The sequence below is a fragment of the Mycobacterium sp. D16R24 genome, assembly GCF_002013385.1.
Lineage (GTDB): Bacteria > Actinomycetota > Actinomycetes > Mycobacteriales > Mycobacteriaceae > Mycobacterium.
In genome coordinates this window covers 1-20,444 of the sequence record NZ_MAEV01000004.1, presented here as the reverse complement: position 1 = coordinate 20,444, position 20,444 = coordinate 1, and the positions used below count along the sequence as shown (strand labels likewise).

General features: G+C 63.8%; 23 protein-coding genes. 16 read left to right on the top strand and 7 right to left on the bottom strand.

The features are described 5' to 3' along the window. Positions 1–48 precede the first annotated feature (48 nt). The 6 genes from B4383_RS02435 (at position 49) to B4383_RS02410 (ending at position 6,891) form a co-directional block, all read left to right on the top strand. Positions 49–1,647, top strand: coding sequence for a bifunctional 3-(3-hydroxy-phenyl)propionate/3-hydroxycinnamic acid hydroxylase (locus B4383_RS02435; protein ID WP_286143953.1), 1,599 nt, complete (start codon positions 49–51; stop codon positions 1,645–1,647). Further along, the gene (locus B4383_RS02430) at positions 1,644–2,525 is read left to right on the top strand and encodes an alpha/beta fold hydrolase (RefSeq protein ID WP_078288663.1); all 882 of its coding nucleotides are present in this window, start codon (positions 1,644–1,646) and stop codon (positions 2,523–2,525) included. Before B4383_RS02435 ends, B4383_RS02430 begins: the two co-directional genes overlap by 4 nt. Next, on the top strand, positions 2,522–3,544 hold the full coding sequence (locus tag B4383_RS02425; protein ID WP_286143952.1) for a VOC family protein: 1,023 nt from the start codon (positions 2,522–2,524) through the stop codon (positions 3,542–3,544). Before B4383_RS02430 ends, B4383_RS02425 begins: the two co-directional genes overlap by 4 nt. A gap of 162 nt (positions 3,545–3,706) precedes the next feature. After that, positions 3,707–4,624 carry an alpha/beta hydrolase gene (locus tag B4383_RS02420; RefSeq protein WP_078288665.1) on the top strand — a complete coding sequence of 306 codons (918 nt, stop codon included), beginning with the start codon at positions 3,707–3,709 and terminating at the stop codon, positions 4,622–4,624. A gap of 76 nt (positions 4,625–4,700) precedes the next feature. Beyond that, complete coding sequence (locus B4383_RS02415; protein ID WP_078288668.1) at positions 4,701–5,645, top strand: amidohydrolase family protein; 945 nt, start codon at positions 4,701–4,703, stop codon at positions 5,643–5,645. Between the two features lie 226 nt (positions 5,646–5,871). Beyond that, positions 5,872–6,891 carry an alpha/beta hydrolase gene (locus B4383_RS02410; protein ID WP_078288670.1) on the top strand — a complete coding sequence of 340 codons (1,020 nt, stop codon included), beginning with the start codon at positions 5,872–5,874 and terminating at the stop codon, positions 6,889–6,891. Between the two features lie 616 nt (positions 6,892–7,507). Here the strand turns inward: B4383_RS02410 and B4383_RS02405 are convergent. Together B4383_RS02405 and B4383_RS02400 are read right to left on the bottom strand one after the other, a co-directional pair. Further along, on the bottom strand, positions 7,508–8,680 hold the full coding sequence (locus B4383_RS02405) for a GGDEF domain-containing protein (RefSeq protein ID WP_139360497.1): 1,173 nt from the start codon (positions 8,678–8,680) through the stop codon (positions 7,508–7,510). Further along, on the bottom strand, positions 8,681–9,688 hold the full coding sequence (locus B4383_RS02400) for a pirin family protein (protein WP_078288784.1): 1,008 nt from the start codon (positions 9,686–9,688) through the stop codon (positions 8,681–8,683). Between the two features lie 49 nt (positions 9,689–9,737). Between B4383_RS02400 and B4383_RS02395 the strand changes: the two genes are divergently transcribed. The 4 genes from B4383_RS02395 to B4383_RS02380 all read left to right on the top strand — a co-directional run bounded on the left by B4383_RS02395 (position 9,738) and on the right by B4383_RS02380 (position 12,331). Then, positions 9,738–10,088 (top strand): GNAT family N-acetyltransferase, encoded by a 351-nt coding sequence (locus B4383_RS02395; protein ID WP_078288672.1) that lies wholly within the window; start codon positions 9,738–9,740, stop codon positions 10,086–10,088. Next, positions 10,085–10,543 (top strand): carboxymuconolactone decarboxylase family protein, encoded by a 459-nt coding sequence (locus tag B4383_RS02390; protein ID WP_078288674.1) that lies wholly within the window; start codon positions 10,085–10,087, stop codon positions 10,541–10,543. The genes B4383_RS02395 and B4383_RS02390 overlap by 4 nt, the downstream gene beginning before the upstream one ends. A 112-nt stretch (positions 10,544–10,655) precedes the next feature. Beyond that, positions 10,656–11,354: a hypothetical protein gene (locus tag B4383_RS02385; RefSeq protein ID WP_078288676.1), complete on the top strand. Its 699-nt coding sequence runs from the start codon at positions 10,656–10,658 to the stop codon at positions 11,352–11,354. Positions 11,355–11,410: 56 nt separating this feature from the next. Beyond that, complete coding sequence (locus tag B4383_RS02380) at positions 11,411–12,331, top strand: 1,4-dihydroxy-2-naphthoyl-CoA synthase (RefSeq protein ID WP_078288678.1); 921 nt, start codon at positions 11,411–11,413, stop codon at positions 12,329–12,331. A 131-nt stretch (positions 12,332–12,462) separates the two neighbouring features. Here the strand turns inward: B4383_RS02380 and B4383_RS02375 are convergent, their stop codons facing one another. Further along, a complete protein-coding gene (locus B4383_RS02375; protein ID WP_078288680.1) occupies positions 12,463–13,299 on the bottom strand; it encodes an NAD(P)-dependent oxidoreductase in 837 nt (278 codons plus the stop codon). A 109-nt stretch (positions 13,300–13,408) separates the two neighbouring features. Between B4383_RS02375 and B4383_RS02370 the strand changes: the two genes are divergently transcribed. Both B4383_RS02370 and B4383_RS02365 read left to right on the top strand, forming a co-directional pair. After that, a complete protein-coding gene (locus tag B4383_RS02370; RefSeq protein ID WP_078288684.1) occupies positions 13,409–14,293 on the top strand; it encodes an SDR family oxidoreductase in 885 nt (294 codons plus the stop codon). Positions 14,294–14,323: 30 nt separating this feature from the next. Next, complete coding sequence (locus tag B4383_RS02365) at positions 14,324–14,710, top strand: VOC family protein (protein WP_078288686.1); 387 nt, start codon at positions 14,324–14,326, stop codon at positions 14,708–14,710. 34 nt (positions 14,711–14,744) lie between these two features. Here the strand turns inward: B4383_RS02365 and B4383_RS02360 are convergent, their stop codons facing one another. Both B4383_RS02360 and B4383_RS02355 read right to left on the bottom strand, forming a co-directional pair. Continuing rightward, entirely contained in the window at positions 14,745–15,023 is a 279-nt protein-coding gene (locus B4383_RS02360; protein ID WP_078288689.1) for a hypothetical protein, read from the bottom strand. A 45-nt stretch (positions 15,024–15,068) separates the two neighbouring features. After that, complete coding sequence (locus B4383_RS02355; protein ID WP_078288691.1) at positions 15,069–16,352, bottom strand: inorganic phosphate transporter; 1,284 nt, start codon at positions 16,350–16,352, stop codon at positions 15,069–15,071. A gap of 260 nt (positions 16,353–16,612) precedes the next feature. On the opposite strand from B4383_RS02355, the gene B4383_RS02345 reads away from it, so the two are divergent. From B4383_RS02345 to B4383_RS02335, 3 genes are read left to right on the top strand one after another with little or no spacing between them, the layout of a single operon-like run. After that, positions 16,613–16,954, top strand: a complete 342-nt coding sequence (locus B4383_RS02345; RefSeq protein WP_078288693.1) for a DUF3349 domain-containing protein — start codon at positions 16,613–16,615, stop codon at positions 16,952–16,954. Then, positions 16,951–18,099: an o-succinylbenzoate--CoA ligase gene (gene menE / locus B4383_RS02340; protein WP_078288695.1), complete on the top strand. Its 1,149-nt coding sequence runs from the start codon at positions 16,951–16,953 to the stop codon at positions 18,097–18,099. The genes B4383_RS02345 and menE overlap by 4 nt, the downstream gene beginning before the upstream one ends. 34 nt (positions 18,100–18,133) lie before the next feature. Then, positions 18,134–18,655 (top strand): cupin domain-containing protein, encoded by a 522-nt coding sequence (locus tag B4383_RS02335; protein ID WP_078288697.1) that lies wholly within the window; start codon positions 18,134–18,136, stop codon positions 18,653–18,655. On the opposite strand, the gene B4383_RS02330 is transcribed toward B4383_RS02335, so the two are convergent. Next, positions 18,656–19,114 (bottom strand): SRPBCC family protein, encoded by a 459-nt coding sequence (locus tag B4383_RS02330; protein WP_078288786.1) that lies wholly within the window; start codon positions 19,112–19,114, stop codon positions 18,656–18,658. Between the two features lie 52 nt (positions 19,115–19,166). On the opposite strand from B4383_RS02330, the gene B4383_RS02325 reads away from it, so the two are divergent. Further along, positions 19,167–19,664 (top strand): pyridoxamine 5'-phosphate oxidase family protein, encoded by a 498-nt coding sequence (locus B4383_RS02325; RefSeq protein WP_078288699.1) that lies wholly within the window; start codon positions 19,167–19,169, stop codon positions 19,662–19,664. On the opposite strand, the gene B4383_RS02320 is transcribed toward B4383_RS02325, so the two are convergent. Beyond that, positions 19,661–20,434: an S-methyl-5'-thioadenosine phosphorylase gene (locus B4383_RS02320; RefSeq protein WP_078288702.1), complete on the bottom strand. Its 774-nt coding sequence runs from the start codon at positions 20,432–20,434 to the stop codon at positions 19,661–19,663. The two genes, B4383_RS02325 and B4383_RS02320, sit on opposite strands and share 4 nt — an antisense overlap. Between the last annotated feature and the right edge of the window lie 10 nt (positions 20,435–20,444).

The window sequence follows — 20,444 nt, the reverse complement described above, 5'->3', positions numbered from 1 at the left end:
ACTACCGTAGTGATCACTACACGATGGATCTGGTGAACGAGGATGGCCTTGGCTGAGGAAAAGAACTACGACGTCGCGATTGTCGGTTACGGTCCGTCGGGCGCGACGGCCGCCAACCTGCTCGGCCAGATCGGTCTCAAAGTCGTTGTTCTGGAGCGTGATCCGGACATTTTCGGTCGCGCCCGGGCCATCTCGATTGACGAGGAAGTGCTGCGGGTATGGCAGTTGGTTGGGTTGGCCGAACAGTTGCAGGCCGACATGCTGCCCAACCGCCCACTGATGTTCGTGGACGCGTCGGGTAGACCGTTCGTCCAACTGGCACTCACCCCTCGCGGATCGGGGCACCCACCTCAACAGTTCATCTACCAGCCGGCAGTCGATCAGGCCCTACGTGCGGGTGTGGGGCGTTTTCCCAATGTCGAAGTGCTGCTGGAGCACGAGTGTTTGCGGGTGTCGACCAAGGGGGACAAGGTCGAGCTGATGTTGGCCGACCTGAAGACCGACACCTTCAAACGGCTCACCGCGTCGTATGTGATCGCCGCAGACGGTGGCGGGTCGGCCATCCGAGGTCAACTCGGCATCGGCTACGCAGGACGCACCTACGCCGAACGGTGGGTGGTCATCGATACCGAGATGCTGCACCCGTGGGAGAACCACGACGCGCTGCGGTTTCACTGCAAACCCGCTCGCCCCACCGTCGATTGCCCCACGCCCCTGGGACATCATCGTTGGGAGTTCCCCGCTCGGGCCGGTGAGGACGATCGCACACTCCTTCAACCCGAAGCGATCTGGAAAGTCCTCAACGAACAGGGCATCACCGAGCAGCACGTCAAGATCCTGCGATCCGTGATCTACAGTCACCACGTCCGTGTGGCCGACCGGTGGCGGGCCGGACGAGTGTTCCTGGCCGGTGACGCTGCACACGCAATGCCGCCGTGGATCGGCCAGGGCATGTGCGCCGGCGTGCGAGACGTGGCCAATCTGTGTTGGAAACTGGCCGCAGTGGTGCAGGGCCATGCACCCGAAGAACTACTGGACTCCTATCAAGTCGAACGACAGCCGCACGTCACCGAGGTGACCCGCCGCGCGGTCTTCGTCGGCCGGGTCATTACCGAGCGTCGGCAGTGGGCTGCTGCCGTCCGTAATCACCTGCTGCGCACGCTCAGTCGCGTGCCGGGCTTGATACGCGCAGGTCAGCGGTTCTACTGGGTACCCGAACCGCACTACGCGCGTGGCTACTTCGCCACAGACTCGCATCCCGCAACCGGCCGACTGATACCGCAACCGTTCGTCGTCGACGGTGAGGGCGTCACGGCACGGCTCGACGACATCATCGGCGGTCGCTGGACCCTGCTGTACACGGGCCAGAAACCGCCAGGCGCTCAGCGCTGGGAGCAGCTGGGAGTGCCCAGTGTGGCAGTGCGTCGTGTCAACGTGCCTTCGGCGCCGGGAACAGTCGTCGACAAAACTGGCGCTTTGAACACCTGGCTGGCCACCCACAAGGCCGTGGCCGTGGTGTTGCGCCCCGACGGATTCGTCTACGGCGCAGCCCAATCCGAGGAGTCTCTGCCGCCGCCACCTGGCGGCCTTGCCAGCTGCGGCAAGACCGCTGCCGCCCCCTCAATCAGAACCGGAGCCACCGCATGACAAGCCACGCCCTCGTTGAGAACACCGTCTCCGTTGCGGGGAACCCGATCTTCTACGCAGAGTGCGGCACCGGTATGCCGGTGGTCCTGCTGCACGGCGGTGGGCCAGGGGCGTCCGGAGTGTCGAACTACTCACGCAACATCGACGCGCTCGCGCAGCACTTCCGGGTCATCGTTCCCGACCTGCCCGGATACGGCCGCTCGACCAAGAGCTTCGACCACTCCGATCCGTTCGGTTACCTCGCAACAACGATCCGGGGCCTGCTGCACCAACTCGACATCGACACAGCACATCTGGTCGGCAACTCCTATGGCGGCGCGGCGGCACTGCGTCTTGCGCTCGACACCCCCAACCGTGTCGGAAAACTGGTTTTGATGGGCCCAGGCGGGATAGGCACAACTCGCGCCCTCCCGACGGCTGGCCTCAAAAGCTTGTTCGCGTATTACGGTGGCGAAGGGCCCAGCCGCGAGAAGCTTGCGTCGTTCGTCCGCACCCACCTCGTGTATGACGGGGCCGCAGTTCCTGATGAACTCATCGAACAGCGCTACCTGGCGTCCATCGACCCCGCTGTGGTGGCAGCGCCTCCGCTTCGGCGCCCGTCGGGGTCAACGGCGTTGCGCACCCTGTGGCGGATGGACCTCACCCGTGACCCGCGGCTGAAGACTCTGCAAAACCCGACACTGGTGTTGTGGGGCCGCGATGACAAGGTCAACCGACCCAACGGCGGACCCACGCTGCTCAACACCCTGCCCAGCGCAGAACTGGTGATGACGTCGCACACCGGCCACTGGATGCAGTGGGAACGCGCAGCACTCTTCAATCGACTGGTCACCGACTTCCTGCAGCCCGACTCGACGCTGGCTCGGGGTGACCGGTGACCCGCAACCTCATCCCTTCGCAATCGATATTTGGTGATGTCCATCTCGGTTACGTCGTCATCGAAACCCAGCGATTCGCCGACTGGCGCAGATTCGGACGCGATGCCGTCGGCTTGCACGTGGACGAAACACTGTCCAACACCATGCGGTTTCGGTTGGATGACCACAGTTGCCGATTCCTGCTGCAGCGCGGCCCCGCCGAAGATGTCACCGCCCTTGGCTGGGAACTTGATGACCATGATGTCTTCGACGCCGTGGCAGCACGCATCACCTCACACGGCGTTGCGTTGACAGAAGGTAGCGCCGAGGATGCCGCACTGCGCGGCGTCGAGAGGCTGGCAAGGTTCCCAGGCCCCAATGGGCTGATGCAGGAGATCTACACGCGACCGCAAGTGAGCCACACCGCGCCGGTGCTGCTGACGAAAGAGGGATTCGTCACCGGCCAGAGTGGACTTGGGCATGTGGCGATAGTGAGCAAGCGCCCACACCAGATGCACGGCTACTACCGGACGGTGTTCGACGCACGTCTGTCGGACTATATCGACGAGACCATCAGTGGACTCAAATTCAAGATCCGATTCCTGCGCGTCAACGAACGTCACCACAGCGTGGCGATCGCTTCGGTGCATCGATTGCCCATCAAGCCCATTCGCACCCGAATCCAGCACGTCAACATCCAGGTAGCCGCCCTCGATGACATGGTGGCCGCCTATCAACGGATGGCGGAGAACGGATTCGGGGTGGCCCTGTCGATCGGCCAACACACCAACGACAAGGAACTGTCGTTCTATGCGATCACACCGTCGGGATTCGAATGGGAAGTGGGATGGAACCCCATCGTGATCGACAACGAAGATGCCTGGGAGCCAACGACGCACCAAGGCATCAGCATCTGGGGACACACCGCCCACGGGCAGACGATCTGCGACAAGCTCGCGCAGTTCAAGATCGGTGCGCAGTCACTAGTACAACGAGAAGGCACTGTCCCGGCCCTGTCCAACGGAATTCCTGACCACTGACCGACCGAAGGGTAGGGATCGGTCCATAAACAGCAAACACATTGCAGCACAGACTGTCTAGCAGGCGAACGGCAAGTCTTAGGCATTGGTGCGCCGGACACTTTCGGCGCTGCCGATCCTGCGGCTCGCCAAACCCGCTCGCAGAACTGGAAGGAAAGAAGGATGATGAACATCGCTCCGATCTCGGTCGACGTCGGTGACATCGTGTTGTCAGGAATCTATGCCAAACCGGAGAATCGGCCGCGTGCACTGATTGTCGCGCTGCACGGCGGTTCTGTAACGTCTCGGATCTACGATCAACACATCCCAGGTGATTCTTCCTACTTGGATCTGGCCGCACAACTGGGCTTCGCCGCAGTCGCAGTCGATCGGCCAGGGTATGGGGCAAGTTCCGGAATCAGCCCAGACAAAACCTGCTTCGACGAACAGATCGCCATCCTGCGAACCGCCATCGCAGACCTCTGGGCTCGGATCGGTGGCGAGAGCGCCGGGGTCGTCCTAACCGGAAACTCAATCGGCGGAATGCTGGCACTGTGCCTTGCAGCGGAGAACTGCAACTTCCCGCTGCTCGGAGCCAGCGCCCATAGCGCTGGCTACAACTGGATTCCCGGCTTCGCTACGGAACTGCAAGGCCGCATGGATCGCGAAGCGTCGACCCATATCGATCCCCGTGGTCGGAGCACCGTCGTCTTCGGCCCCGAATGGACGTGGCCGCCGCAGACTGCACAATCGTTGCTCGACGGTTCTGCGCCAGCCCCGGTAAGGGAACTACATGACGCGCTTCAATGGCCGCAACGACTCGACCGGATCGCCGGATCGATCTCGGTTCCACTGCGAGTCGCGATCGCGGAATACGACGACCGGTGGTCATCGACGCCGCCAGACCTGCGTGCATTGCAGAAACTCTTCACCACGGCACCGCTGGTCGAGGTTCACCAGCAACGCTTCGCAGGCCATCAGCTGGGCGCAAACTATGCTGCCCGCGCTTTCTACCTTCACGAGCTTGCCTTCGCCGAAGAATGCCGACTTGCCGCTATCACCTCTGCATTTAGTCCGCTTCCGCATCGGCCCGCCTCATAGGACCCTCTCACCTGCACCGGAGACTTGTGCGCTCTCACACCAACCTCGCCATTTACAACTGACAGGACGTGGACTCATGTCGCGAATCGACACCCACCACCATTTGGTGCCACCGTTTTATCGGGCCGCGCTGCGCAAGGCCGGGATCGACGAGGCGGGGGGACGAGCGTTGCCCGAGTGGAGCGCGGATGCGTCGCTTGAGGCGATGGACGCGCTGGGCGTCAGCGCTGCGATCCTCTCGGTGTCGACTCCTGGCACCACCTTTCTGACCGACGGCGGCGATGCCGTCGCACTTGCACGTGACCTCAACGACCACACGGCCGACCTAGTGGCGAAGCGGCCAAGCAGTTTTGGGTTCTTTGCCACAGTTCCCTTGCCACACAGAGCTGCCACGGTTGCCGAATCGATACGGGCACTCGACGAGTTGCATGCCGATGGCGTGGTGTTGCTGGCAAATAGCGCTGGCGTCTACCTCGGCGAGATGGGCTACGACGAACTATTCGCCGCCCTCGATGCGCGTTCGGCGCGGGTATTCATACATCCTGGCGACCTGCCCGGACCGGCAATCCAGCACCTGCCGCCGTTCGCCGCAGACTTCCTGCTCGATACCACACGCGCGGCTTACTTACTTGTGCGCAATGGAATTCGCCAAACCTATCCGAATATCCGATTCATCCTCAGTCACGGCGGCGGATTCGTGCCCTACGCGTCACACCGGATGTCGTTGGCGATATCGGCCGATACCGGGCGCAGCCTTGCCGACATCCTTGATGAGTTCGCGACCTTCTACTTCGATACGGCACTGTCGTCCAGCCCGGCGGCGCTGCCGAGCCTGCTCGCTTTCGCCAAGCGAGGGCACATCACCTTCGGATCGGATTGGCCATTTGCACCCCTCGACGCGGCGAAATGGTTCTCGACAAACCTGGACACCTATACCCAGATCGACACTGCCGGTCTCGCCGCCATCAACGAGACCACCGCGATGTCGCTCTTTCCACGCTTCGTCCGACCGGTCGAATAAAGGCATGCCAACGCTCCTGCGTCAGCGCAGACGACGGCTGCCGTCATTGAGAATCCAGTTCACGAAAGCCAGTTCGCCAGCGCGGCCTCGAACCAGCCATCACGAAGGTGCACAACAGTATTCGGCGACCTGAACGCAGAAAGGAATCGCACGCAGACACCCGCCGCAGCGCAGCATCGCTGAGCACGCGCTGCGCTTCTCCAAGCCCCCACCGAGAGGAAACGACATGCAGCGTGGCACAACACATGGTGACAGCAACGCGACACGATCACAGACGTTTGGCGCAGTACCCCCAGCAGCGATCGGCTACGGAGAGGAGGGTTCCGAGCCCCGTGGATCTGACCGGTTCCGCAGCCGAAAGACGCTTATCGCAGCGAACGGAGTAGCCCTGGAGGTGACCATCGCGGCCTCGCTCCGGACGCTCGAAACTTCGGCGGGAACCTCAGATCCGGCACCGATACTGATATGCCTGCACGGCGGCGGCTGCAACGGAAGGTATTTCGATATACCCGGGCATTCCCTGCTCGATGTTGCGTCCGAGCACGGGCTCACGGGCGTGAGTATCGACCGACCGGGCTATGGGCGCAGCGCGTCCTGCGAAGGCGACTACGACGGAATGTCGAGATCAGCCGAGGTGATCGACGGCGCATTGGCTGTCTTGTGGAAGGAAAGCCCGGCCGGTTGCCCTGGGTTCGTCGTCGTGGGCCACTCGATCGGAGGCGCGATTGCGCTCCACCTCGCGGCGGCAGATCATGAGTGGCCGTTGTTGGGCGTATCTGTGGCAGGCATCGGCCATATCCCACCAGGTAACGCAGGCGGGGCGTGGGCCGGTGCTACTCCAGAGGGCGGCCGCATCGATATTCCGCGAGAGGCGCGTCGGCTGTTGCTCTACGGCCCGGACTGGACAATGCCGACCGTCCCCGACAACTACTTCGATGCCGCCATGGAACCCGCGCTCGTCGCAGAGCTCGCCGAGGTGTACACCAGCTGGCTGGCAGAGTTCTCAACGATCGCCAGGCGCGTCAAGGTACCGGTCCAATTCGCACAGCCTGAATTCGATGCCCTGTGGACAGTTCAGCCGTCCACCTGCCACGAATTCGGATCGGCGTTCACTCAAGCAGCCACTGTCACCGGCGGAATCTATCGCGGAGTCGGCCATTGCATCGACCACCACCGCTTAGGCACCGCATGGCATTTCGAGCAGATTGCATTTGCGATGCGCTGCGCGATGGAAGCCAGACGTTGACACATGAAACAGCGGTCCAAGAAGTCTGCAGCGCACCGTGCAGAACCCAAATACCGCCGGGGATCAGGAAGGCTGCCCGACAATCGCCGTCAACTGTTCGAGACCTTGATGGCGTGTCCGCGTCGAGCATCCGATGCTCACGATGGCCTCCAGGCTGAATATCCGCACTGACCGCTGGATGGCGCCCAGGCTGTGGCGGGATGCACGGGGTTGTCCCCTGTTTGACTGGCTGGGCAACCGTCCTTGGGCTCGGTCGCAGATCCGGGGCATCGCTGCTGATGCTCGCATTTAGCCCGGGCGCCGTCGCCCGTTGCCGCATGGAGCCAGTCCATCAGAGATCCAGCAGGCATTCACCCGTTGTCAGCTGAGGGCGCAGGAGATTGCCAACACGGGAGGGTTCGCGGCACCGATCATGACGATGAGCTCTTACTAGTTCCGCCCTACACGCATGGATTAGCTCAGCGGCGCTGTTGATAATGGCGGCGAGCGTTGAGCTGGGGTGTCCCCCGTCCAAGGTTTTGCGGGGCCGTGAGCTGAGTGCGGCGGCAACTGCTTCGAGGCCTGCCCGGGTGTACAGCGATATGTCTGTGCCTGGACGGCTGGGCCCTCATCACAGTCAATCATCGACGAGGGCGTGGCCCGGATGCAGTATTCGGGATTGATTGCCACCGTTGCGTTTTGCCTCGTACATCGCGCGGTCGGCGCAGGCGGTCAACACGTCGATCGCCTTTTCTGAAGTCGCCGACGCCACGCTCGCAACCGCCTGGGCCGCAACCCCCACGCTCGCGGTCACGGCGATACCTGCCGGTGTGGACGTCGTCACGGCTTCCCTGAGCCGGGTGGAGAATTCGGCGACTGCCTCCGCCGGGCAGACCGTCACCACGAGGAACTCCTCACCACCCGAGCGGCCCACCAGGTTCCCCCGGCTCGACTCGGCGGTGAGCGCGTTGGCCAGGTCGACGAGCACCCGGTCACCCGTCCCGTGGCCATACCGGTCGTTGATCGACTTGAACCGGTCGATGTCGACGATGGCGGCGGCGATCACCCGGTCACCCTCTAACATGTCCCCACGCGTCAGCCCACTGTGCAGCCGCTGCCATTCACCGTAGATACCACGGCGGTTGAGGAGCCCGGTGAGCGGATCGCGCTGTGCGGCAAGCGCGTCCAAGCGCACCACCGCGATCCCGAACTGGATGACCGCGGGTATCAACACCACCACCAGCAGCATGCTGGTCACCTTCACCACCGCGGTCATCGCCGCACCCACCGTGCCCTCGGCGAACAGGCGGGAGGACAGAGCGAGGATCATCGGGCCGCACCACGCGACATGCGCCAACAACAGCCGGTTCCCCAGGAAGAAGCTGACGTACGCTCCGACCGGTGTAAACATCACCGTGCCCACGAGACCTGCCAGGGGATCGGAGTCCTGCCAGCAGGCGATCGCGATCCCGACGTCCGCGAAGGCAACGAAGGCCACCGCCTCGCGCAGGGACGGCCATGGCCCCACCGCCCAGCGCACTGCCCACCCCAATGCCCCCACGGCGCACACCCCGACGATGACGCGACCCACTGTGCTCCGGGGCCCGGTGTCGCTGAACTGTACTGCGACGCAGATCGCCGCGAAGATTAACGCATACCCGCCGATGAGGTTGCGTACGGTCCGATCGAGCTTGCGTGCGCGCAGGAAAGCCCGCAGCCAGCCCGTGGGAACCGGCTCGGTCCACCACTGGATCAGAAAACTCATCCAGGCGGTGGAACTGATGTAGGTGACAATTCTGTTCAGCGGCATCTAGCTCTCCGGATTGGCGGTCGGCGGATTGCGCCTAGGGACCATACGCACGGTGGGCAGCGGCGGTGCGGGCAGGCGCGCTACCGCACCCTGGTATCCCTCGACATGGCCGAAGCGTTCGGACTCGGCCTGCCATGCCTCGCGGAATTGCGCGATCTCGTCGTGATCGCGGCCGACAAAATTCCACCACATGACGATCTGCTCTCCGAACGGCTTGCCGCCCAATAGGATCGCCCGTGCTACGGCATCTGTTGGGTTGAGGACGGTGAGCTGATCGACTCCGGTGCCCACGTAACCGAGCTCGCCCCGCGACAACCTTGTGCCGGATAACTCGACCGTCTCGGTATCCACCAACAACCCATGCTCAAACCCGGGATCGACATCGAACCGCACCATGCTGCGAGGTTCCAGCAGCAGCTCGGCACCCAGCAAGGGGGTGGCGGTACGCACCGGCGATGCCTGCCCCGCCAGGCTCCCCAAGAACACCCGCAGGCTCACCCCACCCACGGCGACCGCCTCCGGCGCGTAATGCTGAAAATCGCGTGCCGCATCCCGGGATTTATCGGGCAAGGCGACCCATAGCTGCACGCCGTGCAGCGTGGTGGTTTGAGCCGTCGACACCTCCGAATGGCAGATACCGTGGCCGCCCGTCATCAGGTTGAGCTCACCCGGACGCACCATCGCGTGTACTCCCTGGCTGTCGCGATGCTCGATCTCCCCGGTGAACAGCCAGCTCACTGTCTGCAGTCCGGTATGCGGATGAGGTGCCACATCCATTCTGCGGCTCTGCGTGATGTCTTCGGGCCCGTAATGGTCGGCGAAGCACCAGGCGCCGATCAGCGATCGCCTCGCCTGGGGCAAGGTCCGCAACACCGTCATCGCACGCGGTCCTCCGAGCGGAACCTCTCGGGGAGTGAGTGTTTCAACCACGGGATGACCCGCTCCATCCCGTGAGCACGGGCCGCCCTCGCAGCGGGTTTCCGTCGGGGTGGTCTCTGCATTGCTCATGCGATCATCATCGGCCGAACTCGCGGCGTGTGCGGCATAGTTGGTCACCATGGACGAATCCGAAGCCAGCGCCACGGTCGCCGACGCACCCAATCACCACCGGTTCGAGATCACAGCAGACGGTGAACTCGCGGGCTTCACCGAATACCTGGATACCACACTGGGCGGCACTGACGTGCGGATTTTCTATCACACGGAGATCGACGAGAAGTTCGGCGGCCGCGGCCTCGCTGGGACCCTCGTGCAGTCGGCGCTGACATCCACACGGTCCACGGGACGAAGAATCGTCCCGGTATGCCCGTACGTCAGCAAGTTCGTCGGCAAGCACCATGAGTTCGATGACGTGGTCGACCCGGTGACGCGGGAGGCGCTGGCCGCCGTCGAGGCGCACCAGGGATGACCGATCATCGTGTCTACATCGACAAGCAGACTCCATCCGTCTACCAGGGGCTGACCAAGACCGCCGCCGAGCTCCGCACCCGGGCTACCGAGGCCGGGCTCTCGCGAACAACGCTGGAATTGGTCAACATTCGAGTATCTCAACTCAATCATTGCCTGTTCTGCCTCGACCTACACACCCGCGTCGCGCTGGAGGAAGGCGAGTCCACTCAGCGGATCGCCGTGCTGCCGGTGTGGCAGGAGGCCGAACTGTTCAGCGATATGGAGCGCGCGGCGCTGACGATCGCCGAGGCGGTGACGAAGGTCGCTGATCGTCACCTCACCGACGAGCAGTACGCCGCCGCACGTGAACACCTGTCCGATGATCAGATATCGGCGCTGGTGTGGTCGGCCATCATGATCAACACCTTCAACCGGATCTCGATTCTGAGCCGCCACCCGATCAAGAGACGCTGACACCCGATCGCATGGGGCGGGAATACAACCGAAGCACCATGAGTTAGATTTCATGAGCCAGAGTAATGAACTGGTTACTGACTTATCTCACTCACGGGGAAGGTATTCGACGATGCCGCAGGTGCGTGCCACATACTTCCGCAAGACGGCGCGCTCAGCGGTACTCGCCGTGACGCTCGCCACCACACTGTCCGGGTGCACCGTCTACCAGACGCTCACGAAGCCCCAGGAAACTCCCCCGCCGCCGGCCGCTACCTCACCAGCCAGTGACCAAGACCAGATCCGGCAAGTGACCGCCCAGATGGGCAAGGTGATCGGCAGCCTCGATTTGGACGCCGCCAACACCCTGACCTGCCCGCGCTACCAGGTGTCCAGCCGCACAGCCGACGAGAAGCTCGTCCCCTCGATCAATTCCTGGCAGGGCGCCGAGGAGGCGCTGATGTACGGCGATACCTCTACCCTGTCCAGCCATGTGGCACAACGGTTCCCCAGTGCGGGTGGCGGCGAACGCGCCACGCTCGTCACTGCGATCGTGAAGCGCGACCAGTTCGCCTACACGGCCACCGTGTTGCAGGTAATTCGCGAGTCCACCACGGTCGAGAAGTTCGCGATCGACAACATCAAGATCGTCGGTGACAGTGCCACCGGCGACATCACCGCGACGTACAGCCTGGGCGGTGCCGCCACCCAGACCCAGACCAAGCCGAACCAGTTCCGCAAGGAGGGCGGCACGTGGGCGTGGTGCCAGCAGCCACCACCGGGCCTGTTCACCCAGTGGACGACGTCCTCGGCGAGCCAATCGTCCGCGTAGTGGTTCACCGGTAGCGTCGACCGACCCCGAACTGGGCGGCCTCTAGAGTCGGAGCCATGACCCAAGACGACGGGCAGACCGCCAATCCCTTTGACCCGACTCGCTGGCAACCGGTGGCGGGATTCGAGGACCTGACCGACATCACCTATCACCGGCACGTCAGCCAGGGAACCGTGCGGATCGCTTTCGACCGGCCCGAGGTACGCAATGCCTTTCGGCCACACACCGTCGACGAGCTCTACCGCACCTTGGACCACGCCCGGATGACCTCCGACGTGGGGGCGGTGCTACTGACCGGGAACGGCCCCAGCCCCAAGGACGGCGGCTGGGCATTCTGTTCCGGTGGCGATCAGCGCATCAGGGGCCGCACCGGGTATCAGTACGCGGGGGGCGAGACCGCCGAGACCGTGGACGCGGGTCGTGCGGGCCGCCTGCACATCCTGGAGGTACAGCGCCTCATCCGTTTCATGCCAAAGGTGGTGATCGCCTTGGTGAATGGGTGGGCCGCGGGCGGTGGACACAGCCTGCACGTGGTGTGCGACCTGACATTGGCCAGCCGCGAACACGCTCGCTTCAAGCAGACCGACGCCGATGTGGGCAGCTTCGACGGTGGCTACGGCAGTGCATACCTGGCCAAGATGGTTGGACAGAAGTTCGCCCGTGAGATCTTCTTCCTGGGCCGGCCGTACACGGCCGAACAGATGCATCACATGGGCGCCGTCAACGAGGTCGTCGACCACGAACGTCTGGAGACGGTCGCGCTGGAGTGGGCCGCCGCTATCAACGAGAAGTCCCCTCAGGCACAACGAATGCTGAAGTACGCCTTCAACCTCGCCGATGACGGCCTCGTCGGACAACAGTTGTTCGCTGGGGAGGCAACACGATTGGCCTACATGACCGATGAGGCCGTCGAAGGCCGTGACTCATTCCTGGAGAAGCGCAAGCCGGACTGGTCGCCCTACCCTTGGCACTACTAGGACCTGAGCGCTCCGCTCAGCACGGGTTCGGCCTGCAGCGACCGCCCGACGACGGCGCCGAGACCGTGACAGTCGCCGCAGAAATAGCCGTCGCGAGGAACCGGGGGGCGACTACTCGATTTTCTGCGCGGTTACCGTGCCGCGCGCTCCATCCAGAAGTCGAGCTCGAGGTCCTCTTCGGCGCATTGACGATACGTCGAGAAGTCGGTGACACCGGCCTCGGTGAGCACCTCGTCGTCGACGAAGCTGTTTCCGGTGACCTCCCGGCTGGGCTTGATCAGGATCTCGTACGCGGCGTCGGCCATGATCTCGGCCGAGCGACAGCGGGCAACGAGCTCCGCGCCGAGGATATTGCGGATGGCGGCGGTGTCGATGGTGGTGCGCGGCCACAGCGAGTTCGACGCGATGCCGTACTTGCGTAGTTCGGCGGCCAGCCCGATGGCCACCAAGCTCATGGAGAACTTCGAGATGGTGTACGCGGTAGTGGTCTGATCGAACCACTTGGGTTCCAGCGTGATGGGCGGCGACAGGGTCAGGATGTGCGGATTCTCCGCCTCCTTGAGCGCGCCGATCGCCGACGTCGAGAGCGAGAAGGCGCCCCGCGCGTTGATGTCCTGCATCAGGTCGTAGGCCTTCATCGAAATCGATTCCGAAGGAGCGAGATTCAACGCGCTCGCATTGTTGACCACGATGTCGATCCCGCCGAACTTCTCGACTGTCTGGGCCACGGCCGAGGCCACGACCTCGTCATCACGGACGTCGCCGAGAATCGGGAGCGCATGACCACCGGCGGCCTCGATTTCCTCGGCGGCCGTGTAGATGGTGCCGGGCAGCTTCGGGTGCGGCTCTGCCGTCTTCGCCATGATCGCGATATTCGCGCCGTCCCGCGCGGCCCGAAGTGCGATCGCCAGCCCGATGCCGCGGCTGCCTCCCGACATGATGATGGTCTTACCTGCCAGCGATCCCATAGCTACGTCCTTGTCGTCATAGGGTGAATGAGCCCAGCCTAGGACGAGACGTACGTCACGAGGGCCCACCGGTACCCCACTTGGTCGATGGGGCCTACGATTCTTACTCGTGAGTAAGAACTCGGTGAGCAAGCGGCTCAACACCGCCTTTGCGCGTGCCCTGATGCAGCCTTTCCCCAGCCCATCGCTCCTTCGGGCGAAGCTCGACGCAAACTACGGTGTCTCGGTCAAGGACAAGCGCGTCCTCATCACCGGCGCGTCCTCGGGTATCGGCGAGGAGGCCGCGTACCAATTCGGCAAGCTCGGCGCCAAGGTCATCGTGGTGGCACGGCGTGAAGACCTGCTGAACGAGGTCGCCGCGCGTATCACCGCCGCCGGCGGCACCGCGGATGCCATCGCATGCGACCTATCCGACCTGGACGCGATCGACAAGCTGGTGGAGACCGTGAACCAACGCCATGGCGGCGTCGACATCCTGGTCAACAACGCCGGTCGCTCCATCCGGCGCAAGACCTACGAGTCTCTGGATCGCTGGCATGACGCCGAGCGGACCATGCAGCTCAACTACTTCTCGCCGTTGCGGCTAATCCGCGGGTTCGCCCCCGGCATGGTCGAACGTCGCAGCGGTCACATCATCAACGTGGCCACCTGGGGCGTGCTCACGGACGTCGTGCCGCAGTTCGCCGTGTACAACGCCTCCAAGGCCGCGCTGTCGACGGTCAGCCGAATCGTGGACGCCGAATACGGCAAGTACAACGTGCACACCACCACCCTGTACTTCCCGTTGGTGCGCACCCCGATGATCGCGCCCACCGAGGCATACACCAACGCGGCGGCGCTGACCTCCGCGGAGGCCGCCGAGTGGATGGTGCTGGCGGCCCGCACTCGCGTGGTGCGCATCGCGCCGAGGATCTCGGTGATGTCAGCCGCCACCAATGCCGTGGCACCCAGCCTGGTGACAAAGGTGGCTATGTCGGGGCGCGAAACCCTCTGATAGGGCTCCATACCCGTGGTAGACACAGGTATGGAGATATTGTCCAGCCGAATACTGTTGCGGCCTAATAACTATGACGCGACGCTGGAGTTCTATCGGGACACGCTGGGCCTTGCTGTCGCGCGCGACTACGGCGCGGGCATGGTGTTCTTCGCCGGACAATCCCTCATCGAGATCGCCGGACACGGCCAAGCGGACGGACCCCCCACGGCATTTCCCGGTGCGCTCTGGCTCCAGGTGCGCGACGTCTACGCGGCCCAGGCCGACCTCGAAGGCCACGGCGCATCGATAAGCCGCGCCGCACAACAGGAGCCGTGGGGCCTGCATGAGATGCATGTCGCGGCCCCCGACGGCGTCACGCTGATCTTCGTGCAGATCCCCCCGGACCACCCACTACGCAAAGACACCCGGCGGTAGCTTCCGCCGGGTGTCTTTGGAGTAGGTCGCGTTACTACTTAACGAACGGGAAGAAGTCGATGCCCGTGTGGTGGATGATCGTCGTCCGGGTAATCCACAACAGCGCGAGGACGACAACCGCTCCGACCAGAGTGAAGAGCGCCAGTCCCAGGAACTTCACGGCCGGATTGGGTGCGGCGACGGTGCCGTCCTCATTGGTGCCGCCAACACCCGACGAGTAGGCGACCAGGCCCGCCGCGAACACCGCCGGCAGACCCGCACCGAGGACCAACCCAACAACGAGCACCTTGCCGATGGCTTCCAAGTAGTTCATTGAGGCTTCCTTACTATTTCTTTGGGTCTACTGCGCTGGACTGGGTTAGACCGAGGCCGTGTCGTTGGCGGAGTCCTGCTTCGAGGCATCCTTGCTCTCGGCGGGCACTTCGGTCTTGGACTCGCGGACATCGGCGGGCACCACCGAGTTGGTGGCGTCGTCCCAGTCGGCGTTGACGTTGCTGGAGTCGACCTTCTCCTGCTGAGCACGCCACCACATGTAACCGGAGAGCACGACGAGCAGGCCGAAGATGATGAGGTCGCCGACCATCGGAGTGGTGAGATCTCCGATGCCCTTGGACACCCAGTAGGACAGCGCGCCGACGATACCGGCGGCAGGCAAGGTGACCAGCCAGGCCAGCACCATGCGCCCGGCCACGGCCCAGCGCACCTCGGCACCGGGCTTGCCGACGCCACTGCCCAGGATGGAGCCGGTGGCCACGTGCGTGGTGGACAGGGCCATACCGGCGGCGCTGGAGCTCAGGATGATCGCGGCCGAGGACGCTTCGGCGGCCAGACCCTGCGGCGACTCGATCTCGACGAGGCCCTTGCCCAGGGTGCGGATGACTCGCCATCCCCCGAGGTAGGTGCCGAGGCCGATCGCGAGAGCGCAGCTGGCGATGATCCAGAACGGCAGACCGGTCTCCTTGACGTTTCCGGACAGATGGCCGGTGGTGATGAGCGCCAGGGCGATGACGCCCATGGTCTTCTGCGCGTCATTGGTTCCGTGGGACAGCGCAACCAGGGACGCGGTGGCGATCTGGCCCCAGCGGAAACCCTCCTCGCGACGCTTCTTCACCACGTTGCGGGTGAGGCGGTAGACCAGCCAGGTGCCGGCGGCGGCGACCAGGCCCGCGATAAGGGGCGCGGCGAACGCGGGGATGATGACCTTCTGCAGGATGCCGTCCCACTTCACGCCCGACAAACCGATGGCGGCGAGGGCAGCACCGATAAGGCCACCGAAGAGCGCGTGCGACGAGCTGGACGGAATACCGAAGAGCCACGTCAGCAGGTTCCACAGGATGCCGCCGATGAGGCCCGCGAAGATGATCGTCAGACCCATGGACGGGGTGATGTTGGGCAGCAGATGACCGGTCTTACTGTCCTGCACCTTGATAACCGAGGTGGTCACGGTGACGGCGACCTCTACGGAGAGGAAGGCACCGACCAGGTTGAGGACGCCGGCGAGCAGAACCGCGGTCTTGGGCTTGAGCGCACCCGTTGCGATGGACGTCGCCATGGCGTTACCGGTGTCATGAAACCCGTTGGTGAAGTCGAAGGCCAATGCCGTTGCGATCAACAGCACCAGAATGATCATGGTTGCGTCCATGGCGCTAATTCTGGGGTAAAGGCCTTGACTTTGACCAGCTGATGGAAGAGCAAGTTTGGGCGCTGACCGGCCAGTTTGATATTTCCCGCAAGGAGTTCACATTCCGTTAACCTTCCGGGTGCTGACTGTTCGGATTGGACGCGGGCTTCCTGGCTGATTGCGGCTAGTTTTGCCTGGCGACAACGCCCGCCAACAGCACTACGATCCCTAGCAGTCGATACGAACAGGACGGCCGCCCGTCCGTACAGGAGTTTGAGGCCGTGAACGCATTTCTAAGCAAGATCGTCACCTGGCTTCGGGCGGGGTACCCCGAAGGCGTCCCGCCACCTGACTATGTTCCGCTGCTGGCGCTACTGGGACGCAGATTGAGCAATGACGAAGTCAAAACCGTGGCGCGTGAACTGATGGCCCGGGGCGACTTCGACAACATCGACATCGCCGTGCTCATCACCCAGGTAACCGATGAGCTGCCGACCGGAGAAGATATCGAGCGCGTCCGCGAGCGACTGGCGAAAAAGGGTTGGCCCCTTGATGATCCGCGTGAGCCCGCGGATCATCGTGACGAGCCGGGCTCCGGTCAGGCCTCCGACCACCCGGCGTGACCCGGCTACTGCGCGCCCTGCCCGTACCGAGCGGGCAGACCATGCTTGGCCTCCTGCCCCGCCTGGCGGAGCTGCTGGACGGCCGCGGCGACGCGATCTTGCCCGTACCCGCCGACGACGCCGATCAGGCCCATTTCCTCGCCTCTGAGCTCGCCGCCGATAAACCGATCGCCGAGGACGTCGCGGTGGTGGTCTCAACGTCAGGCACAACGGGAAAACCCAAGGGCGCCATGCTCACCGGCGATGCCCTCGCGGCCAGCGGCTCGGCCACGCACGCCCGCCTGGGCGGTATCGGCCAATGGCTGCTGGCACTTCCACCCCATCACATCGCCGGAATGCAGGTGCTGCTGCGCAGCATCCAGGCCGGAACCGAACCCGTCGTCATTGACGTGTCGGCCGGCTTCTCCCTATCCGACTTCGTACGGGGGTCCGCCGAAATGACCGGGAATCGCCGGTACATCTCCTTGGTGGCAACACAGTTGGTGAAGGTGCTGGACGATCCCGTGGCATCGGAGGCGCTCGCCTCCTTTGACGCCGTACTCCTGGGTGGCGGTCCGCTACCCGCCTCCGTCGCCATTAGGGCAGAGCAGGCCCGTGTCCCGGTGGTCCGGACCTACGGAATGAGCGAGACCTGCGGCGGGTGCGTGTACGACGGCCTGGCCCTCGCGGGCGTCCAGGTGCGCATCGGCCCGGAAGGCCGGATCAGCCTCGGTGGCGCCACCGTGGCATCGGGGTATCGAAATATGCCGGACCACAAGGCATTTGCAGATCCCACATGGTTCCATACCGAGGACTTCGGCGAGCTCTACGAGGGCCGATTACGGGTGCTGGGAAGATTGGACGAGGCCATCGGCACCGGTGGGCTTACCGTGGTTCCGCAGGTGGTGGAGGCGGTTCTGGCCACTCACCCGATGGTCGCCGAATGCGCTGTGTTCGGCGTGCCCGACGACCGGCTCGGCCAGCGCGTCGCTGTCGCGGTGGTGCCCTCCCCGGAAGGCACCCCGACGTTGGAGGATCTGCGGGCGCATATCACTGCGGCACTCGAAGACACCGCCGCCCCGCGCGAACTGCACCTTCTCGACGAACTACCCCGGCGCGGGATCGGAAAACTGGACCGCCGCGCCCTCGTCAAACGCTTCTCTTGACCTCAAGCTGACTTGAGTTCATAGCGTTGATGCCATGACACGTGAAGAGTTTGAGCCGGATCCGGCGCCTCTGGTTCGGGACGGCGACCGCGAGATCGTCAGCACCGCGGCCGGGAACGAGACCGGATTGGTGATGGACTCCGACGTCACGGGTGGGGCGGTCAGCGTCCTGAGTATCTACCTGCCCAAGGGCGCGAATGGCGCTGCCCCGCATTTTCACACTCGATCCACCGAGTTGTTCTACCTGGTGTCGGGGCGGCTGGAAATCCTGGCGGGAGATCGCATCGAGGTGCTGGAACAGGGCGACACACTGTTGGTTCCCCGGCTGATGCCGCACGCGTTCGGCGCCACCGGCGACAGCGATGCCAATATTTTCACGGTGCTCTCCCCCGGCGTACAGCGCTTCGACTACTTTCGGCTGCTGGACCGAATCGTACACGGCCAGGCCGATATCAGCGAGCTGCGGGCCGCGCAGGAAAGCTATGACAACCACTTTATCGAGAGCCCGGTGTGGTCCGAGGGGCGTGGCCTGTCAGCACTCGACGCCGCCCCTTGATCAGCGAGCCTCGGCGACCGCTTTGATCCTGTTGAGGGTCTCACGCATGCCGTTACGGTTGGTGCGTCCGCGTGCCCAGCCGAGTAGCGCCCAGTAGATGCGCAGCGGCAACGTCGGTGTCAGCTCAAAGGATTCGGTGACATCCGTACCGTCGCCCGTGGGCTCGAACCGATAGCGCCAAGTGTTCACCGTCTTACCGTTGGGCCAGAGCACCGCGAAACCGAAGGACCGACCGCGGTCGCAGTCGACGATTCGGCACACCGTCCAGTAGACGGGCCCCTTCTGATTGCGCTTCACATGACCGCGGAAGCGCACACCCACCGCAGGGCCGGTGGCGCCGTCGAGCCATTCGGCCTCGAACGTCTCCGGACTGAACTTCCCGGTGTTGGTGATATCGCTGACCAGTTCCCAGATCTTGTCGGCAGGAGCGGCGATGTGCACGGTGACCGAATCACGCATGGCGTTACGGTACCCGCGATGAATCTCGGTGACGGGCGGGGTCTCTATCACCATGACCCTTACCTCCCATTTCGATCAGCGGTTCAGCGAGCCCGATGCCACCGCGCCCGCATGGCGCGACGTATCGGCGCTACTGGCCGCCGCCGAGCTGTACTGGATGACCACCGTCCGCGCCGACGGCAGCCCACACACGACTCCTCTGGTCGGGCTGTGGCAGGGGGACTTCTTCGTGTTCTGTACCGGGTCTACCGAGCAGAAGGCACGCAATCTCGACGCGAACTGCACGGTGGCCGTCACGACCGGCGTCAATACCTGGAATGACGGACATGATGTCGTCGTCGAAGGAACAGCCGAACGGGTGCTCGATGCCGCGGCCCTACAAAAACTGGCGAACGCCTACTTCGAAAAGTACGGCGAGGACTGGAAATTCACGCCGAGTGAGGGCGGATTCGGCGAGGGCGATCAGTTCGCCGCCGTATACAAGGTTGTTCCGTCGAAGGTGCTGTCCTTTACCAAGAATCCGCACGGACAGACGCGCTACGCTCCCTAGGGAAGTTCGATCGGCAGTGTGACGCCGTCATGTGCACGGCAGTGCCCACAGGTGTCGACGGATTCGGTCGCGGTCACCGCGGAGCGCACCAGCTCCTTGAATCCGCCGATGTTCCGCTCGAACTCGGCGAACACGTCAACCGCCCGGACGCCCTGGCCGTGTTCGATTCCGGCATCCAAATCGGTGACCAAAGCGATTGCGGCATAGCAGATTTCAAGCTCGCGAGCCAGTACCGCCTCGGGATATCCGGTCATGTTGACCAGAGTGAAACCCTGCGATGCGTACCACCGGCTTTCGGCCCGTGTCGAGAACCGCGGCCCCTGCACCACCACCATCGTGCCGCCGTCGACGGTCTCTGGTTGCAGCGATACGGCGCGCAGCCCGGGGCAGTAGGGGTCAGCGAATTCCACGTGGATACCGGCACTGTCGAAGAATGTCTGCTCACGCCCACTGGTGCGGTCCACCAGCTGATCGGGCACCACGATGGTGCCGGGACCCAGATCGGGGGTGAGGCTGCCCACGGCGCACGGCGCAAAGACCCGGCGCACCCCAAGGGCACGTAGCGCCCACATGTTGGCGCGATAGGGCACGGTGTGCGGCGAGAACTCGTGGCGACTGCCATGCCGGGGCAGAAACGCCACTTCGCGCTCCCCCACCAGCCCAATCGTGATGGGCGCACTGGCCTGCCCGTACGGCGTCGCCGGGGTGACGGTCCGCACCGGTTTGTCGAAGAACGAGTAGAAACCGCTACCACCGATCACCGCGAGCATGCCGATATTG

Excerpts from the sequence above, each read along its gene's own strand:
- B4383_RS02320 (WP_078288702.1), bottom strand. The coding sequence starts at position 20,434 with ATGCTCGCGGTGATCGGTGGTAGCGGTTTCTACTCGTTCTTCGACAAA.
- B4383_RS02380 (WP_078288678.1), top strand. The coding sequence starts at position 11,411 with ATGACCCAAGACGACGGGCAGACCGCCAATCCCTTTGACCCGACTCGC.
- B4383_RS02335 (WP_078288697.1), top strand. The coding sequence starts at position 18,134 with ATGACACGTGAAGAGTTTGAGCCGGATCCGGCGCCTCTGGTTCGGGAC.
- B4383_RS02405 (WP_139360497.1), bottom strand. The coding sequence starts at position 8,680 with ATGCCGCTGAACAGAATTGTCACCTACATCAGTTCCACCGCCTGGATG.
- B4383_RS02360 (WP_078288689.1), bottom strand. The coding sequence starts at position 15,023 with ATGAACTACTTGGAAGCCATCGGCAAGGTGCTCGTTGTTGGGTTGGTC.
- B4383_RS02400 (WP_078288784.1), bottom strand. The coding sequence starts at position 9,688 with ATGAGCAATGCAGAGACCACCCCGACGGAAACCCGCTGCGAGGGCGGC.
- B4383_RS02325 (WP_078288699.1), top strand. The coding sequence starts at position 19,167 with ATGACCCTTACCTCCCATTTCGATCAGCGGTTCAGCGAGCCCGATGCC.
- B4383_RS02415 (WP_078288668.1), top strand. The coding sequence starts at position 4,701 with ATGTCGCGAATCGACACCCACCACCATTTGGTGCCACCGTTTTATCGG.
- B4383_RS02395 (WP_078288672.1), top strand. The coding sequence starts at position 9,738 with ATGGACGAATCCGAAGCCAGCGCCACGGTCGCCGACGCACCCAATCAC.
- B4383_RS02390 (WP_078288674.1), top strand. The coding sequence starts at position 10,085 with ATGACCGATCATCGTGTCTACATCGACAAGCAGACTCCATCCGTCTAC.
- B4383_RS02365 (WP_078288686.1), top strand. The coding sequence starts at position 14,324 with ATGGAGATATTGTCCAGCCGAATACTGTTGCGGCCTAATAACTATGAC.
- B4383_RS02355 (WP_078288691.1), bottom strand. The coding sequence starts at position 16,352 with ATGGACGCAACCATGATCATTCTGGTGCTGTTGATCGCAACGGCATTG.
- B4383_RS02330 (WP_078288786.1), bottom strand. The coding sequence starts at position 19,114 with ATGCGTGATTCGGTCACCGTGCACATCGCCGCTCCTGCCGACAAGATC.
- B4383_RS02375 (WP_078288680.1), bottom strand. The coding sequence starts at position 13,299 with ATGGGATCGCTGGCAGGTAAGACCATCATCATGTCGGGAGGCAGCCGC.
- B4383_RS02430 (WP_078288663.1), top strand. The coding sequence starts at position 1,644 with ATGACAAGCCACGCCCTCGTTGAGAACACCGTCTCCGTTGCGGGGAAC.
- B4383_RS02420 (WP_078288665.1), top strand. The coding sequence starts at position 3,707 with ATGATGAACATCGCTCCGATCTCGGTCGACGTCGGTGACATCGTGTTG.
- B4383_RS02410 (WP_078288670.1), top strand. The coding sequence starts at position 5,872 with ATGCAGCGTGGCACAACACATGGTGACAGCAACGCGACACGATCACAG.
- B4383_RS02385 (WP_078288676.1), top strand. The coding sequence starts at position 10,656 with ATGCCGCAGGTGCGTGCCACATACTTCCGCAAGACGGCGCGCTCAGCG.